Raw genomic sequence first — 14359 nt, 5'->3', positions numbered from 1 at the left:
GGCATGGAGACCAACGGCGCGCCGCAACGGCTGCGCGGAGCGACGAGTTGGCTGCTCGGCCAGACCACGACCCACGCGCACCGGCTCGTGTCGGACGGGCTGGGCGCGGTGGGCGCGCGGCGCTACCACTACTCCTTGATGGCGGCGTTGGACGAGTTCGGCCCGGCCAGTCAGGCGGACCTCGGGCGTCGGGGCGGCGTGGACCGCAGTGACGTGGTGGCCACCGTGAACGAGTTGGCGGACCGCGGGTTCGTCGAGCGCCGGCCGGATCCGGTGGACAAGCGGCGCAACATCGTGACGATCACCCCGTCGGGGGTGGCCCACCTGCGCGATCTCGACCGGGTGTTGGGGCAGGCTCAGGACGCGCTGCTGGCGCCGCTGTCGGCGGCCGAGCGGGAGGAGTTGAGGCGGATGCTCACCCTGGTCTTGGAGCACCACGGATGACGCGCGCGGTCGTGCTGAGCGGGCCGGGGCCGGTGGAGAACCTGCAGGTGGTGGAGCGGCCGGTGCCCGAGCCGCCGCCGGGGTGGGTGCGGGTGAAGGTCGGCGCGTTCGGGGTGAACCGGTCCGAGCTGCACACCCGGCTGGGCCTGGCCGAGGGCGTCACGTTCCCGCGCGTGCCGGGCATCGAAGCCGTGGGCGTGGTGGACAGCGACTGCGACCTGCCCCTGGGACAGCAGGTGGCGGCGATGATGGGCGGCATGGGGCGGGTGTTCGACGGCGGGTACGCCGAGCACACGGTGGTGCCCCGCGAGCTGCTGATCCCGTTCGCCTCCGACCTGCCGTGGGAGGTGCTGGGCGCGGTGCCGGAGACGTTGCAGACCGCCTACGGCTCGTTGACCACGGGCCTGGACCTGCGCGCCGGGCAGACGCTGCTGATCCGCGGCGGCACGTCCGCGCTCGGGTTCGCGGCGACCGCCCTGGCGAACGACATCGGGGCCGCGGTGCTCGCCACGACCCGCAGCGCCGACCGGCTCGACGTGCTGCGCGAGCACGGGGTGGCCCACCCGTTGGTGGACGACGGCGAGGTGGCCCGGCAGGTGCGCGACCTGGTCCCGGACGGGGTGGACGCGGCGTTGGAGCTGGTCGGGACGCCGACGTTGCCGGACACGCTCGCCGCGACGAAGGTGCACGGCACGGTGTGCTTCACCGGGATGCTGTCCAACGAGTGGATCGTGCGGGACTTCTACCCCATCGGCTACCTGCCCAAGGGCGTCCGGCTCACCGCGTACGGCGGCGAGGGCGAGGACCTTCCCGCCGACGTGCTGCAACGGTTCCTCGACCAGGTCGCGGGCGGTGAGGTGTCGCTCGGGCCGACGACGGTGTACCGGCTGGACGACATCCGGCGCGCGCACGACGACCTGGAGCACAACCGGCGGATCGGCAAGCTCGTCGTGGTGATCTGAGGCGGTTCCCAAGATTTTTCCGGAGTCGTGTCGATCCGGTCGGGCCCCGTTCGTGTAGAGGGCGTCGCAGGAACCCGCTCCGAGGAGGACGAGATGACCCAGTACCTGATCAGCGTGATCGAGCCGACCGGCTACGACATTCCCGAGCCGGAGGCACTGGAACGGATCATGAAGGACGTCCAGGCCGTGGACGCCGACATGCGCGAAGCCGGCGTGTGGGTGTTCGCGGGCGGACTGCACGCGCCGGAGTCGGCGACGACGCTGCGGCCGGGCGAGAACGGCGAGGTGGTCGTCACCGACGGTCCGTTCAGCGAGTCCAAGGAGCACATCGGCGGTTTCAACATCATCGACGTGCCCGACCTGGACGCGGCGCTGGAGTGGGGCCGCCGGATGAGCGTCGCGTGCACGCTGCCGGTCGAGGTCCGGCCGTTCCAGGACTTCCCCGGATGAGGTGACAGCGGACGTGACGCCGGTCGAGGAGGTCTTCCGGGCCGAGTACGGCCGGTCGGTGGCCGTCCTGGTCCGCGTCTTCGGCGACATCGACGTCGCCGAGGAAGCGGTCCAGGACGCGTTCGCCGAGGCCGTGCGGCGCTGGCCGGAGACCGGTGTGCCGCTGAGCCCGGCGGGTTGGATCATCACCACGGCCCGCAACCGGGCGATCGACCGCCTGCGCCGGGAGTCGGCGCGCGACGACAAGCAGGCCCAGGCGGCGCTGCTGCACGTGCGTGACGAGCCCGTGGAGGTGGGCGCTGTGGGTGACGACCGGCTGCGGCTGATCTTCACGTGCTGCCACCCGGCGTTGAACCAGGCGGCGCGGGTGGCGTTGACGTTGCGGCTGCTCGGCGGGCTGTCGACGGCGGAGATCGCGCGGGCGTTCCTGGTGCCGGAGTCGACGATGGCGCAGCGGCTGGTCCGGGCGAAGGCGAAGATCCGGGACGCGCGCATCCCGTACCGGGTGCCGGGCGACGCGGAGCTGCCCGACCGGCTGCGGGGTGCGCTCGCGGTGGTGTACCTGGTGTTCAACGAGGGCTACTCGGCCAGTTCGGGTGACCGGCTGGTGCGCGAGGACCTGTGCGCCGAGGCGGTGCGGCTCGGTCGGGTGCTGGCGGAGCTCATGCCGGACGAGCCGGAGGTCGTCGGCCTGCTCGCGCTGATGCTGCTGCTGCACGCCCGCCGTCCGGCGCGCACCGGCCCGGACGGCGGCCTCGTGCGGTTGGCCGACCAGGACCGCTCGTCGTGGGACCGGGAGATGCTCGAGGAGGGCCGCGCGCTGGTCCGGCTGTGCCTGCGCCGCAACCGGCCCGGCCCGTACCAGGTGCAGGCGGCGATCAACGCGGTCCACAGCGATCCGCCGCCGACCGACTGGGCGCAGATCGTGCGGCTGTACGACCACCTGCTGGCGTTGACGCCGAGCCCGGTGGTGGCGTTGAACCGGGCCGTCGCGGTGGCCGAGGTGGACGGGCCGGAGGCGGCGTTGGCGCTGGTGGACGGGTTGGCCGCGTTGGACCGGTACCACCTGTTCCACGCCGTCCGCGCCGACCTGCTGCGTCGCGCGGGACGGACTTCGGCGGCGGCCGACGCGTACCGGCGGGCGTTGGACCTGGCCGGGAACGACGCCGAGCGCGATCTGCTGCGACGCGGGCTCGACGCCGTCACCGGACAGCCGGGCTAGCCGGACAGCCGGGCTAGCCGGACAGCCGGGCTAGCCGGACAGCCGGGCTAGCCGGGCTAGCCGGGTCAGCCGGGTCAGCCGGGTCAGCCGGGTCAGCCGGGCAGCCGAACCGGCCGGGCAGCCGGGTCAGCCGGGCAGCCGGGCAGCCGGTCAGCCGGACCGGCCGGGCTAGCCGGGCTAGCCGGGTCAGCGCAGCTGCCGGATCAGGTCGGCCACCTCCTGCGGGGTGAACTCCAGCGACACCACGCCCATGGTCAACTCGATGGTGCACCGGCCCGGATCGGGCGACGATTTGGGGTGCTTCGGCAGTTCGACGCCGGTCTCGTCGTGGATCCGCTTCGCCGCCGCCTGCACGGCCTTCTTCGACGCGGGCACGTGGACGTGGAACAGCGGCGTCTGCGGCACCTCGGGGTACGTGCGGGCGTAGCCGTCGGCGTTGATGGCGGCGGCCACCGCGCGGGCGTGGTCGCGGAACTCGGCCATCCGGGGCAGCACGTCGTCCAGCCCGACGAGCGCGGCGACGGCCAGCGGCCAGGCGTCCGGGATCGCGCCGCCGAGCCTGCGCCGCCACACCGACGCGGAGTCGATCGTCTCCTGGTCGCCCGCGAGAACGGCCCCGCGCACGCCTTCGAGGCTCTTGTAGAGCGACACGTAGACCGTGTCGAACAGGTCCGCGATCTCCGCGAACGGCCGTTCGTAGTAGGTCTGCGCCTCCCACAGGCGGGCGCCGTCCATGTGCGTCGCGGCGCCGCGTTCGCGGGCCCATGTGGTCTGCGCGACCAGGTCGTCCCACTCGGGCAACAGGCCGCCGATCTCGCGTTGCGGCAGTTCCAGCAGCAGCGCGGCGATCGGTTCGCGGACCTCGGCGAGGTGGTCGAGGGTGATCAGGCCGTGGTGGTCGCCGACGGTCTTGTGCCGCAGGCCGTGCACCGCGTTGTAGCCGCCGTCCTCCCACAGCGCGAGGTGGCACTGGGCGTGCGCGGCGAACGTGCGGCGGCCGGTGCGTTCGGCGTGCACGCGCAGCGCGGCCTGCTGAGCCATCGTGCCGGAGGGGAAGAACAGGGCGGCCGGTTTGCCGAGCAGGTCGGCGATCCGCTGTTCGAGTTCCTTGGTCGGGTCGTCCAGGAGGGCTCCCGGCTCGACCCGGTCGAGCATGCGGCGCAGCATCGCGTGCGGGTCGCGGCGGAGCCTGGAGTGCTGGATCAGGGAACGGCGGGTCTCGGATGCCATTGCCGGAGTCTGGTGTCGCGGCCGGACGGCGTGCAACGGGGTTTGACCGGTCATGTGACGGATTCATGGCGGGATCGCCGCGCTTAGCGTCGGAGTCATGGATCTGACCCGTGCCGATGCCGAACTCGTCCTCGTCCACTACGGCCGCGTGCCGTTCGAACCCCGTCCCGACGGTCTGCTGGACGTGCGGTGGCTGGAGCCGTTGGAAGGCGGTGACCCCGTCACCTACTCGCAGTGGTCCGGCCCGGCGGACGTCGACGGCGGGGTGGCGTACCGGCGTTACCGGTCCGGAGGCCTGGCCTCACCGGACCGGCCGGTCGGCTGCGTGGTGCTGGTGTCGGTGGAGTTCGACCGGACCGGCGTCGCCGAGGAGTGGATCGACCTGGTGTTCTCGGCGCTGGCGGCCGAGGACGAGCCGGACCCGGGCGGCATCTCCGGGCACTTCCACATCAGCTCGGACGGCCTGCGGGTGCTGAACTACGCGGAGTGGACGTCGGCGCAGGCGCACCGGGACGCGTTGGCCCGTGGGGACGGTGCGGTCGGGGTGTCCGACCTGTGGCGACGTGTACGGTCGTTCACCGGTCTCAAGGGAAGTGACGTTCGGCGTTACAGGGTCGTCGAAGGCTGATCCGGCGTTGATACTGCGAGCATGGGGAAGACCTACGAACGGATCGACGGGCGCCTGCGCGAGTTCATCGAGGCGCAGCCGGTGTTCTTCACGGCCACCGCGCCGCTGTCGGCCGACGGACACTTGAACCTGTCGCCGAAGGGCCGCAAGGGCACTTGGCGGGTGCTGGACGAGCAGCGGGTGGCGTACCTGGACTTCGGCGGCAGCCACGCCGAGACCATCGCCCACCTGCGCGAGAACGGCCGGATCACGCTGATGTGGTGCGCGTTCGACGGTCCGCCGAACATCGTCCGGGTGCACGGGACGGGTGAGCCCGTGTTCCGGGACGACCCGAGGTTCGCGGAGTTGGTCGCCGGGTTCGGCGACGCGGACGGGCCGGCGTTGCGGGCGGTCGTGGTCGTCACCGCGAAGCTGATCAGCGACACGTGCGGGTTCGCGGTGCCGTTCATGGACTACCGGGAAGAGCGGACGCTGCACGAGGAGTACTTCGAGCGCAAGTCCGACGAGGAGTTCGCGGCGTACTGCGACAAGAAGGAGCACGTCGCGGTCAGCCTGGACGGGCTGCCCGCCGTCCCGCTGCCCCTGCCGCCGCGCTGAAACCTGCCGCGCTGAAAACCCGTTCGTGTGACGCGCGCCGTGTGACATCGTCTGCGCCGTGGCGAAATACCTGTTCTTCTGGGGGCACGAGGCGAAGCCCGGCGCACCGGTCGGCAAGCAGTGCCTGAGCCAGTGGTGGGAGGCGCCGTTCACCGAGGACGGGCGCGACTACCGGACGGCCGAGCACTACATGATGTGGGGCAAGGCGCTGATGTTCGGCGACGAGCACACCGCCGCCCGGGTCCTCGCGGCGCGCACGCCCCGTGAGGCGAAGTCCCTGGGCCGCCAGGTCCGCGGGTTCGACGACGACACGTGGGTGGCCGGGCGGCTCGACGTCGTCGTGCGCGGGAACCTGGCGAAGTTCGGCGCGCACGACGACCTGCGCGAGTACCTGCTGGGCACCGGGGAACGGGTGTTGGTCGAGGCGAGCCCGCTGGACCGGATCTGGGGCATCGGCCTGGCCGCCGACGACGAGCGCGCCGCCGATCCGGCCACGTGGCGCGGCCTGAACCTGCTGGGTGAGGCCCTGATGGAGGTGCGCGACCGGCTCGGGCGGGGCTGAGCGTCACCCGACCGAGGGCGCCGCGCGAAGTGCGTCCGGGCGTGCCGCGCCGGTTGGGGTCAATCGCGGTCCGATCGGCGTATTTCGATCTACGCTAACGGAGCGGCGAGTGGCGCCGATCACCTCGGGAAGGGGGCGGTCGTGCTGGTCGAGGCTCAGCGGAACCGCGGTCCCGTGCGGCGGGTGACCGGTCTGGCCCGCAGCACGCCGGGTCGGCTGAGCCTGCTCGCCCTGCTGCTGATCGTGGTGAGCCTGCTGGTCGGGGCGTCGACCGCGGCGTCGGTGCAGCGCCGGTCGGACGCGTTGGAGGCGTTGGCCGACCGCAGCGAGCCGCTGGCGTTCGCCGCCCAGGAGGTCTACCGGGCGATGGCGGACGCGGACGCCGCGGCGGCGAGCGCGTTCCTGTCCGGTGGTGTCGAGTCGACGGTGTTGCGGCGGCGGTACGAGGCGGATGTGGCGAAGGCCGCCGCGGCGTTGTCCACCGCGACCGGCGAGATCACCCGCTCCCCCGAGCTGATCGAGGCGCTGTCCACGCTGTCCGGCCAGCTGCCGGTCTACACGGGCCTGGTCGAAGCGGCCCGCGCGCACAACCGGCAGGGCAACCCTGTCGGTGCGGCGTACCTGCGTGAGGCGTCCACGTTGATGCGCACGCAGCTGCTGCCCGCCGCGCGGGAGCTGTACGAGGTGGAGACCCGGAACGTGGTGCGCGACCTGGAGGACGCCGCGTCGCTGCCGTGGCTGGAACTCCTGCTGGGCGCGTTGGTGCTGGTGGTGCTGGTGTTGGTCCAGCGGTACCTGACCCGCCGGACGAACCGGGTGCTCAACCCCGGTCTGGTGGTGGCGACCGCGCTGACCGCGTTCTCGCTGCTGTGGGTGCTGCTCGCGAGCCTGCTCGTGGTCTACCACGCGTCGGAGAGCAAGAACGAGGCGACGTTGGTGGACCTGCTGGCGCGGTCCCGGATCGCGACGCTCACCGCGCGGGGCGACGAGACGTTGACGCTGGTCGCGCGGGGCAGCGGCGCGGAGTACGAGAAGAACTACCTGGACGCGGACCGGAACCTGGCCGACCTGCTGGGCCGGGCGCGGGCGTTGGACGGGACGCCTGCGGTGGTGGGGGCGGTGGACCACCACGTGCGGTGGCAGGAGGCGCACCGTCGGATCCGTGCGGCCGACGACGAGGGCGACTTCACCGCGGCGGTGGACCTGGCGTTGGGGCCGGACCCGGCGGGCGCGACCACGGCGTTCGACGCGTTGGACGCCGACCTGGTGGACGCCATCGGCGCGGCGCGGGCGGAGCTGACCGAGGCGATCGGGCGGGCGCGGGCCGCGTTGGGCGGTGCGGTGCCGTTGGTGGTGGTGCTGGCGTTGCTGGCGCCGGTGGCGTCGTCGTTCGGGTTGTGGCAGCGGCTCAAGGAGTACCGGTGAGGCCCGCGGTGGCGGCGTTGCTCGCCGTGGTGCTCGCGGCGTGCGCCCCGGTGCCCAGTGGCGCGCCGCCGATCGGTGGCGGTTCGGCCGTGCTGCCGTTGCCGGCGGACGTGGTGGAGCTGACCGCGCCGCCCAGCGCACCCGCCGTGCCGCCCGCGTCGTGCGATCCGAGGGCGAGCCTGCGTCCGACAGGGCCGCTGCCCGTGCCGGGGCAGATGCCGGCCGGGTCGACCATGGCGCGGGTCCAGCAGCGGGGCCGGCTGATCGTGGGCGTGGACCAGAACACGTTCCAGATGGGGTTCCGCAACCCGTTCTCGGGCGAGTTGGAGGGTTTCGACGTCGACATGGCGCGGGAGGTCGCGCGGGCGGTGTTCGGTGATCCGAACGCGATCCAGTACAAGGTGCTGACGTCCGAGCAGCGCATCCCGGCGCTGGAGGACCGGGAGGTCGACATCGTGGTGCGGACCATGACGGTGACGTGCGAACGGTGGCAGAGGGTCAACTTCTCCACCGTGTACTACGAGGCCGGGCAGCGGGTGCTGGTGCCGTCGAACTCGGACGTGACGGGCATCGAGTCGCTGGGCGGCAAGCGGGTGTGCGCGACGAAGGGGTCGAGTTCGCTGGCCAACGTGGCCGCCGCGCCGGTGCGGCCGGTGGCGGTGTCCGTGCCGAACTGGACGGACTGCCTGGTGCTGCTCCAGCAGGGGCAGGTGGACGCGATCTCCACCGACGACACGATCCTGGCCGGGTTCGCCGCGCAGGACCCGTACACGAAGATCGTCGGCCCGAAGTTCACCGACGAGCCGTACGGGATGGCGGTCCCGAAGGCGGACGAGGACTTCGTGCGGTTCGTCAACGCGCTGTTGGAGCGGATGCGGGCGGACGGGACGTGGGCGCGGCTGCACCAGCGGTGGCTCGGCCCTCCCCCTGCCCCGCCGGTCGCGGTGTACCGGGACTGACATGGACGGACTTCGGGTGTGGTGCGGCGCTGTTCAGGGTGCTGTTCAGGGTGCTGTTCAGCTCGGTGGGCGGCGGGCGGTGGTCGTGGTGAAGACGGGTGGGGCACTCGACGGGCTGCGGAGACGTTTTCGGGATGTGGCGGAGTTCGATGCGGTGCCGGCGAGGACGGAGGTCCCTCGATGAGCACGATTCCCCACAACGGACACCAATCCGACCGGGACGACGGTCCCGACAGCGGCCCCGCGACCAGGCCGGACAGTGGCCCCGCGACTGGACGGGACCGTGAGCCCGTGGCAAAGCGGGACAGTGGCCCCGCCACTGGCGCCTACAGCGGCCCTGTAACTGGCCCTGTAACTGGCCCTGCGACAGGCCCTGCGACAGGGCCAGGCACGGCGCCGTTGGGTGCTGCGGCCGGTCCGGCCGGTCCGGCCGGTGGCGCGCGTAGTGGGGGTGCGGGCGCTTCCGGCGGTTCAGGTGGTGGTTCCGGTGGCTCAGGGGGCTCGACCGGGTCGGCCGGCCGGACGCGGCGGGCGTCGGGGGCTTCCCGGTCGTCCGCCCGAGGTCGGTTGGGGGCGGGGTTGGTGGAGGTGCCGCGGGTGCCCTACCGGGATCCCAAGACGGCCGTCCTGACCAACCCCGAAGTGCCCGAGGCGAAGCGGTTCTGCTCCAGTTGCGGCAAGGCGGTCGGTCGGGGTCGGGAGGGCAGGCCCGGCCAGGTGGAGGGATTCTGCGCGCACTGCGGGCACCACTACTCGTTCACGCCGAAGCTGGCCCCCGGCGAGGTGCTGCACGACCAGTACGAAGTGCTCGGATGCCTGGCGCACGGCGGCCTCGGCTGGATCTACCTGGCCCTCGACCACGCCGTCAGCGACCGCTGGGTGGTGTTGAAGGGGCTGCTGGACTCCGGTGACGCGGACGCGATGGCGGCGGCGATGGCGGAGCGGCGGTTCCTCGCCGAGGTGGAGCACCCTAATATCGTCAAGATCCACAACTTCGTGCGGCACGAGGACCGGGCCAGTGGCGAGCTGGTCGACTACATCGTGATGGAGTACGTCGGCGGCACCTCGGTCAAGGACATGATCAAGCACGGCACGGGCGCCGGGGCGTTGCCGCTGGCACAGGCGATCGCCTACGCGCTGGAGGTGTTGCCCGCGTTGGGCTACCTGCACGGCGTGGGCCTGCTGTACTGCGATTTCAAGCCGGACAACGTGATCCAGACCGAGGAGCAGTTGAAGTTGATCGACCTGGGGGCGGTGCGGCGCGTCGACGACCGGCACTCCCCCATCTACGGCACCGTCGGCTACCAGGCGCCGGAGATCGGCAGGGTCGGCCCGTCGGTGGCGTCCGACCTGTACACGGTGGGCCGGGCGTTGGCGGTGATGAGCTTCCGGTTCGACTTCCGCGGCCGGCACAAGGAGTCGCTGCCGAGTCCGGACGAGGAGCCGCTGCTGCGCCGGCACGAGTCGTTCCACCGGTTCCTGCGCCGCGCGACGCACCCGGATCCGGAGCAGCGGTTCGCCACGGCCGACGAGATGGCCGAGCAGCTGACGGGCGTGCTGCGGGAGGTGTTGGCGGAGCAGGACGACGTGCCGCGGCCGGGTGTGTCACGCCAGTTCACGCCGGAGCGGCGCGCGTTCGGCACGGAGGGCGGGCTGGACGTGCGGGCGGTGGCGACGGGCCTGCCGGTGCCGCAGGTGGACACGGCCGACGCGGCGGCAGGGTTCCTGGCGACCGCCGCCACCACGGGCGACCCGGATCAGGTGGTGGCGGCGTTGCGGGCGGCCCCGGTGCAGACGGTCGAGGTGCGGTTGCAGGTGGTGCGGGCGTTGATCGAGGCGGGCCGGCTGGACGAGGCGGTCACCGAGCTGGCGGAGCTGACGTCCCCCTCGGACGCGGACGATCCGGACGATCCGCTGACGCCCGCGCCGGACGACTGGCGGCCCGGTTGGTACGGGGGTGTGGCCGCGCTCGTGGCCGGCCGGGCGGACGACGCGCGGGCCGCGTTCGAGCAGGTGTGCGACGTGCTGCCGGGTGAGCCGGCGCCGAAGCTGGCGGCGGCGGTGTGCGCGGAGGCGCAGGGCGACCGGGACGCGGCGTCGTGCGGCTACGAGGTGGTGTGGCGTACCGACCACGCGTACGTGTCGGCGGCGTTCGGGCTGGCCAGGGTGTTGACGGCGCAGGGCGACCGGGAGGCGGCGGTGGACGTGCTGCACTCGGTGCCCGACACGTCGGTCCACCACGTGGCCGCGCAGGTCGCCGCGGTGCGGGCGCAGTCGGCCGGTGGGACGTTGTCGGATGTGATGGCGGCCGGTGCGCGGCTGTCGGGGTTGGAGTTGGACGTGGCGAGGCGGGCCGGGTTGACGGCGGAGTTGCTCCGCGTAGCGTTGGAGTCGTTGCCGGGCGACGGTTCCCCGCCTCAGGGGAGGTTGGTGGGCTGCGAGTTGAGCGAGTCGGGTCTGAGGTCGGGCCTGGAACGCTGTTATCGGCAGTTGGCACGGTTGGCGGACACCCCGGAGGAGCGCATCGCGCTCGTCGACCGCGCGAACGCGGTCCGGCCCAGGACGTTGGTGTGACGATGGAGTCTTGTCCCGAGTGCGCGTCGCCGGTGACGTCGCAGGACCGCTTCTGCGAGGCGTGCGGCCGGAACCTGCGGGTGCAGCGGACACCGGTGGGTGGTCCGGCCGCGCAGTGGCCGCCGATGTGCGCGTGCGGCGGTGAGGAGTTCGACGCGGAGGGGTTCTGCGAGGCGTGCGGTCGGGCGCGGCCGTCGGCGCGGGACCGGGTGGAGTTCGTGCTGCCCGCGGTGGCGGGGGTGAGCGACCGGGGCAAGCGGCGGCGGCGCAACGAGGACTCGATGGCGTTCGGCCGGGTCCGCGGGCGTGGTGTCGCGGTGGTGGTGTGCGACGGGGTGGCGTCGTCGGAGCGGGCCGAGCGGGCGTCGCAGACGGCGGTGGACACGGCGGCGGACGTGCTGCTGACCGGGTTGCAGTCCGGCACGGACGCCGAGAAGTCCACCGGTGACGCGGTGGTGGCGGCGAACGACGCGGTGAGCCGGTTGGCGCGGCCGGAGGCGGCCGAGGTGGCGCCTTCCTGCACGTTCGTGTCGGCGGTGGTGACGGACGAGTCGGCGACGGTGGGCTGGGTCGGCGACAGCCGCGCCTACCTGGTGGCCGCCGGTGGTGCGGCGCGGTTGACCACGGACGACACGTGGGCGGCGCAGCTCGTGGCGGAGGGTGTGCTGACCGAGGAGGAGGCGCTGACCGACCGGCGGGCGCACGTGCTGTCGCGGTGGCTGGGCGCGGACTCGGGGATCGAGGCGCCGCAGACGGTGACGTTCCGGGTGGAGACGGCGGGCCTGCTGGTGCTGTGCAGCGACGGGCTGTGGAACTACGTGCCGGAGCCGGAGGACCTGCTGGAGGTCCTGCCGCGCGGGTTGCCGCCGGTGGAGGTGGCGCGGGAGCTGGTGGACGTGGCGTTGAAGGCGGGCGGGCACGACAACATCACGGTGGTGGTCGTGCAGCTGCGGGGCGGGCACGGCGCTTGAGTCCGGAGTGTTCCCGGACGAGGGAGTGTTCCCGGACGAGGGGTGACCGGGTCCACGCGGACCCGGTCACCCCTCGTTCAGGCGGCTGACGGCCGGAACGAGTCGGCGTGGTCGACCGCCCACTGGGCGAACGTGCGGGCGGGCCGGCCGGTGACGCGTTCGACGGTGTCGGTGGGCGTCGAGCCGGACTCGGGGACGTTCGCGTAGAGCCGGAGGACGAAGTCGGCCTTCTCCGCCGGGCCGCCGGGTGCGACGCGGTAGATCTGCAACGGCGGCGGCTCGGCCGTCCACAGCGCGCGGGCCTGGTCGGGGGTCAGTTCCTCGAACCGCAGGTCACGGCCGGTGGCGTCGGCGAGGTGCCGGACCTTGGCGCGCGGGGTGAGCGCTTCGGGGCCGGTGATGGTGTAGGTCTGCCCGGCGTGGCCGTCGGTGGTGAGGGCGGTGGCGGCGACGGCGGCGATGTCGGCTTCGTGCACGGAGGCGCCGAGCCGGTCGCCGTGCGGTTCGCGGATCACGCCGTGGGCGCGCAGCGGCGGTCCCCAGTCGGCGAGGGTGTTGGCCATGAAGTCCGCCCGCGGCTGGAGCTGGGTCCAGTCGAGCGTGCTCGCGCGCACGGCGGGTTCGAGGGTGCCTTCGGACCAGCCGCCGAGGAGCGTGACGCGCCGGACGCCCGCGCGGACCGCGGCGGCGACGATCTGCTCGCCGTTGTCCAGCGGCTGGTAGCCGCGACCGAAGTTGATCAGGTGCGCGGCGGTGACGCCGGCGAACGCGGCGGCGAGGCTGTCCACGTCGGTGGTGTCGCCCCGCACGACCTCGACGTCGGCGGGCAGCCCGGCGGCTTCGGGGTGGCGGCTGAGCGCCCGGACCTGGTGGCCCGCGGCGAGGAGCTGGGTGACGAGGTGCCGGCCGACGGTGCCGGCCGCCCCGGTGACGAGGATGGTCATGAGTGGTCTCCGGTGAACATGTCGAGGTGGTCGGCGACCCAGTCGGGATAGGTCCGGGCGGGGCGGCGGAGGATCTTGTCGACCTCGCCGGTGACGGTGGCGGGCAGGCCCGCTCCCCTGGCGTAACGGGCCATCAGGGCGTGCGCGAACGGCTCCGGCAGGCCGGCCCGGACGAAGTTGGCGATCGCCTGCTCGGGCGGGATCTCCTGGTAGCGCAGCGGTCGCCCGAGTGCGCCGCCGATGATCGCGACCAGCTCGTCGTGGGTGTGCGAACGGGGTCCGGTGACCTCGACGCGGCGGCCGTCGAGCGTGTCGGTGGTCAGCGCGTGGGCGATGACCTCGGCGAGGTCGCGTTCGTGCAGCGGCGCCTCGGAGAAGTCGGCGTAGGGCCCGTGAACGACGTCGCCGGCGCGGATCTGGTGTGCCCAGGCGGTGGCGGTGTTCCCGGCGAACGACCCGGCGCGCACGCTCACCCAGGGCAGGCCGCTGCCGGCGACGGCGTCCTCGGCTTCCTTGTTGCGGTCGCCGCGGTGACGTGAGGGCTGGTCGGCCGGGTCGTCGTCCACATTGGACGCGGACAGCGCGACGACCTTGCCCACACCGGCGGCACGGGCCCGCGCGACGAGGGTGGCCGGGTCGGCGACGGCGCGCGGGTGGACGAACAGGGCGGTGACGCCCACGAGGTGCATCGGGTCGTTGTCGACGACCGAGACGCGGTGCTCCGCGTCGTGCGGGCCCAGGTCGGCGTGCGGGTCGCGGCTCACGGCGCGCACGGGTCCGTCGAGCAGGCGGACGAGGTGGCGGCCGACGGTGCCGGTCGCCCCCGTCACGAGGACGGTCATGGCTGGTTCCCCCGGTTAGACTCCGTGTGGATCGGATACGATACGGAGACCATATCATATGAGTTCCATAAGTTCAGGGAGTGCGCGGGACCGGCGTCGGACCGTCACGGCCATCAAGGAGGCGCTGCGCGACCTGCGCAACCAGTTGTCGCTGCTCAACCACCAGGTCGGCCGGCGGCTGGAGCTGAAGGACGTCGACCTGGACTGCCTGGAGCTGATCCTCAAGCACGGTGCGATGACGCCGGGCGAGTTGGCACGCCGCGCCGGGCTGCACCCGGCGACGTTGACCGGCATCCTCGACCGGCTCCAGAAGGGCGGGTGGGTCACGCGCGAACGCGATCCGCAGGCCGCGGACCGGCGGGCGGTGACCGTGCGGCCGGTGAAGGACCGCAATGCCGAGCTGTTCGGGCTGTACTCGGGGATGAACTCGGCGATGGACGGGCTGTTCGAGGGGTACAGCGAGGACGAGTTGGCGCTGCTGGCGGACTTCCTGCGCCGGACGACGGCGTTGGGCCGCACGGCGACGGAGGAGCTGTCGGCCGACTAAGG

Annotated in this window: 15 protein-coding genes; 12 read left to right on the top strand and 3 right to left on the bottom strand. The window is 72.7% G+C overall.

The window, feature by feature from the left end; all coding sequences use genetic code 11:
* The first annotated feature begins 3 nt into the window (after window positions 1-3).
* The 4 genes from F4560_RS10805 to F4560_RS10790 all read left to right on the top strand — a co-directional run bounded on the left by F4560_RS10805 (window position 4) and on the right by F4560_RS10790 (window position 3078).
* Window positions 4-444, top strand: a complete 441-nt coding sequence (locus tag F4560_RS10805; protein ID WP_184919124.1) for a MarR family winged helix-turn-helix transcriptional regulator — start codon at window positions 4-6, stop codon at window positions 442-444.
* Window positions 441-1406: a zinc-binding dehydrogenase gene (locus F4560_RS10800; RefSeq protein ID WP_184919122.1), complete on the top strand. Its 966-nt coding sequence runs from the start codon at window positions 441-443 to the stop codon at window positions 1404-1406. The genes F4560_RS10805 and F4560_RS10800 overlap by 4 nt, the downstream gene beginning before the upstream one ends.
* A 93-nt stretch (window positions 1407-1499) precedes the next feature.
* A complete protein-coding gene (locus F4560_RS10795; RefSeq protein ID WP_184919120.1) occupies window positions 1500-1856 on the top strand; it encodes a YciI family protein in 357 nt (118 codons plus the stop codon).
* A gap of 13 nt (window positions 1857-1869) precedes the next feature.
* Complete coding sequence (locus tag F4560_RS10790) at window positions 1870-3078, top strand: RNA polymerase sigma factor (RefSeq protein ID WP_312869074.1); 1209 nt, start codon at window positions 1870-1872, stop codon at window positions 3076-3078.
* 186 nt (window positions 3079-3264) lie between these two features.
* Here F4560_RS10790 and F4560_RS10785 read toward each other — a convergent pair whose 3' ends face one another.
* Window positions 3265-4308: a threonine aldolase family protein gene (locus F4560_RS10785; protein ID WP_184919116.1), complete on the bottom strand. Its 1044-nt coding sequence runs from the start codon at window positions 4306-4308 to the stop codon at window positions 3265-3267.
* Between the two features lie 97 nt (window positions 4309-4405).
* Here F4560_RS10785 and F4560_RS10780 point away from each other — a divergent pair, with 97 nt between their 5' ends.
* The 7 genes from F4560_RS10780 (at window position 4406) to F4560_RS10750 (ending at window position 12024) form a co-directional block, all read left to right on the top strand.
* Window positions 4406-4936 (top strand): antibiotic biosynthesis monooxygenase, encoded by a 531-nt coding sequence (locus F4560_RS10780; protein WP_184919114.1) that lies wholly within the window; start codon window positions 4406-4408, stop codon window positions 4934-4936.
* A gap of 21 nt (window positions 4937-4957) precedes the next feature.
* Entirely contained in the window at window positions 4958-5533 is a 576-nt protein-coding gene (locus F4560_RS10775) for a pyridoxamine 5'-phosphate oxidase family protein (RefSeq protein ID WP_184919112.1), read from the top strand.
* A 58-nt stretch (window positions 5534-5591) separates the two neighbouring features.
* A complete protein-coding gene (ybiA, locus tag F4560_RS10770; RefSeq protein ID WP_312869070.1) occupies window positions 5592-6095 on the top strand; it encodes a riboflavin biosynthesis intermediates N-glycosidase in 504 nt (167 codons plus the stop codon).
* Between the two features lie 141 nt (window positions 6096-6236).
* Window positions 6237-7520: a GlnX family signal transduction membrane protein gene (locus F4560_RS45500; RefSeq protein WP_312869068.1), complete on the top strand. Its 1284-nt coding sequence runs from the start codon at window positions 6237-6239 to the stop codon at window positions 7518-7520.
* Entirely contained in the window at window positions 7517-8479 is a 963-nt protein-coding gene (locus F4560_RS10760; RefSeq protein WP_184919111.1) for a glutamate ABC transporter substrate-binding protein, read from the top strand. The genes F4560_RS45500 and F4560_RS10760 overlap by 4 nt, the downstream gene beginning before the upstream one ends.
* A 597-nt stretch (window positions 8480-9076) precedes the next feature.
* The gene (locus F4560_RS10755) at window positions 9077-11053 is read left to right on the top strand and encodes a serine/threonine-protein kinase (protein WP_446692406.1); all 1977 of its coding nucleotides are present in this window, start codon (window positions 9077-9079) and stop codon (window positions 11051-11053) included.
* A 2-nt stretch (window positions 11054-11055) separates the two neighbouring features.
* Entirely contained in the window at window positions 11056-12024 is a 969-nt protein-coding gene (locus F4560_RS10750; RefSeq protein WP_184929052.1) for a protein phosphatase 2C domain-containing protein, read from the top strand.
* 77 nt (window positions 12025-12101) lie between these two features.
* Here F4560_RS10750 and F4560_RS10745 read toward each other — a convergent pair whose 3' ends face one another.
* A complete protein-coding gene (locus tag F4560_RS10745; protein WP_184919107.1) occupies window positions 12102-12968 on the bottom strand; it encodes an NAD(P)H-binding protein in 867 nt (288 codons plus the stop codon).
* Window positions 12965-13810 (bottom strand): NmrA family NAD(P)-binding protein, encoded by an 846-nt coding sequence (locus F4560_RS10740; protein WP_184919105.1) that lies wholly within the window; start codon window positions 13808-13810, stop codon window positions 12965-12967. The genes F4560_RS10745 and F4560_RS10740 overlap by 4 nt, the downstream gene beginning before the upstream one ends.
* 58 nt (window positions 13811-13868) lie before the next feature.
* On the opposite strand from F4560_RS10740, the gene F4560_RS10735 reads away from it, so the two are divergent.
* Window positions 13869-14357, top strand: coding sequence for a MarR family winged helix-turn-helix transcriptional regulator (locus F4560_RS10735; protein ID WP_184919102.1), 489 nt, complete (start codon window positions 13869-13871; stop codon window positions 14355-14357).
* The last annotated feature ends 2 nt before the right edge of the window (window positions 14358-14359 follow it).

The sequence above is a fragment of the Saccharothrix ecbatanensis genome (genome assembly GCF_014205015.1).
GTDB classification, from domain to species: domain Bacteria; phylum Actinomycetota; class Actinomycetes; order Mycobacteriales; family Pseudonocardiaceae; genus Actinosynnema; species Actinosynnema ecbatanense.
Note: the sequence above shows the minus strand (reverse complement) of the source record. Positions and strands in the feature narration are given on the sequence as shown.

Coding starts and splice junctions, on each gene's coding strand:
- F4560_RS10805 (WP_184919124.1), top strand. CDS start 4: ATGGAGACCAACGGCGCGCCGCAACGGCTGCGCGGAGCGACGAGTTGG.
- F4560_RS10800 (WP_184919122.1), top strand. CDS start 441: ATGACGCGCGCGGTCGTGCTGAGCGGGCCGGGGCCGGTGGAGAACCTG.
- F4560_RS10795 (WP_184919120.1), top strand. CDS start 1,500: ATGACCCAGTACCTGATCAGCGTGATCGAGCCGACCGGCTACGACATT.
- F4560_RS10785 (WP_184919116.1), bottom strand. CDS start 4,308: ATGGCATCCGAGACCCGCCGTTCCCTGATCCAGCACTCCAGGCTCCGC.
- F4560_RS10780 (WP_184919114.1), top strand. CDS start 4,406: ATGGATCTGACCCGTGCCGATGCCGAACTCGTCCTCGTCCACTACGGC.
- F4560_RS10775 (WP_184919112.1), top strand. CDS start 4,958: ATGGGGAAGACCTACGAACGGATCGACGGGCGCCTGCGCGAGTTCATC.
- F4560_RS10750 (WP_184929052.1), top strand. CDS start 11,056: ATGGAGTCTTGTCCCGAGTGCGCGTCGCCGGTGACGTCGCAGGACCGC.
- F4560_RS10745 (WP_184919107.1), bottom strand. CDS start 12,968: ATGACCATCCTCGTCACCGGGGCGGCCGGCACCGTCGGCCGGCACCTC.
- F4560_RS10740 (WP_184919105.1), bottom strand. CDS start 13,810: ATGACCGTCCTCGTGACGGGGGCGACCGGCACCGTCGGCCGCCACCTC.
- F4560_RS10735 (WP_184919102.1), top strand. CDS start 13,869: ATGAGTTCCATAAGTTCAGGGAGTGCGCGGGACCGGCGTCGGACCGTC.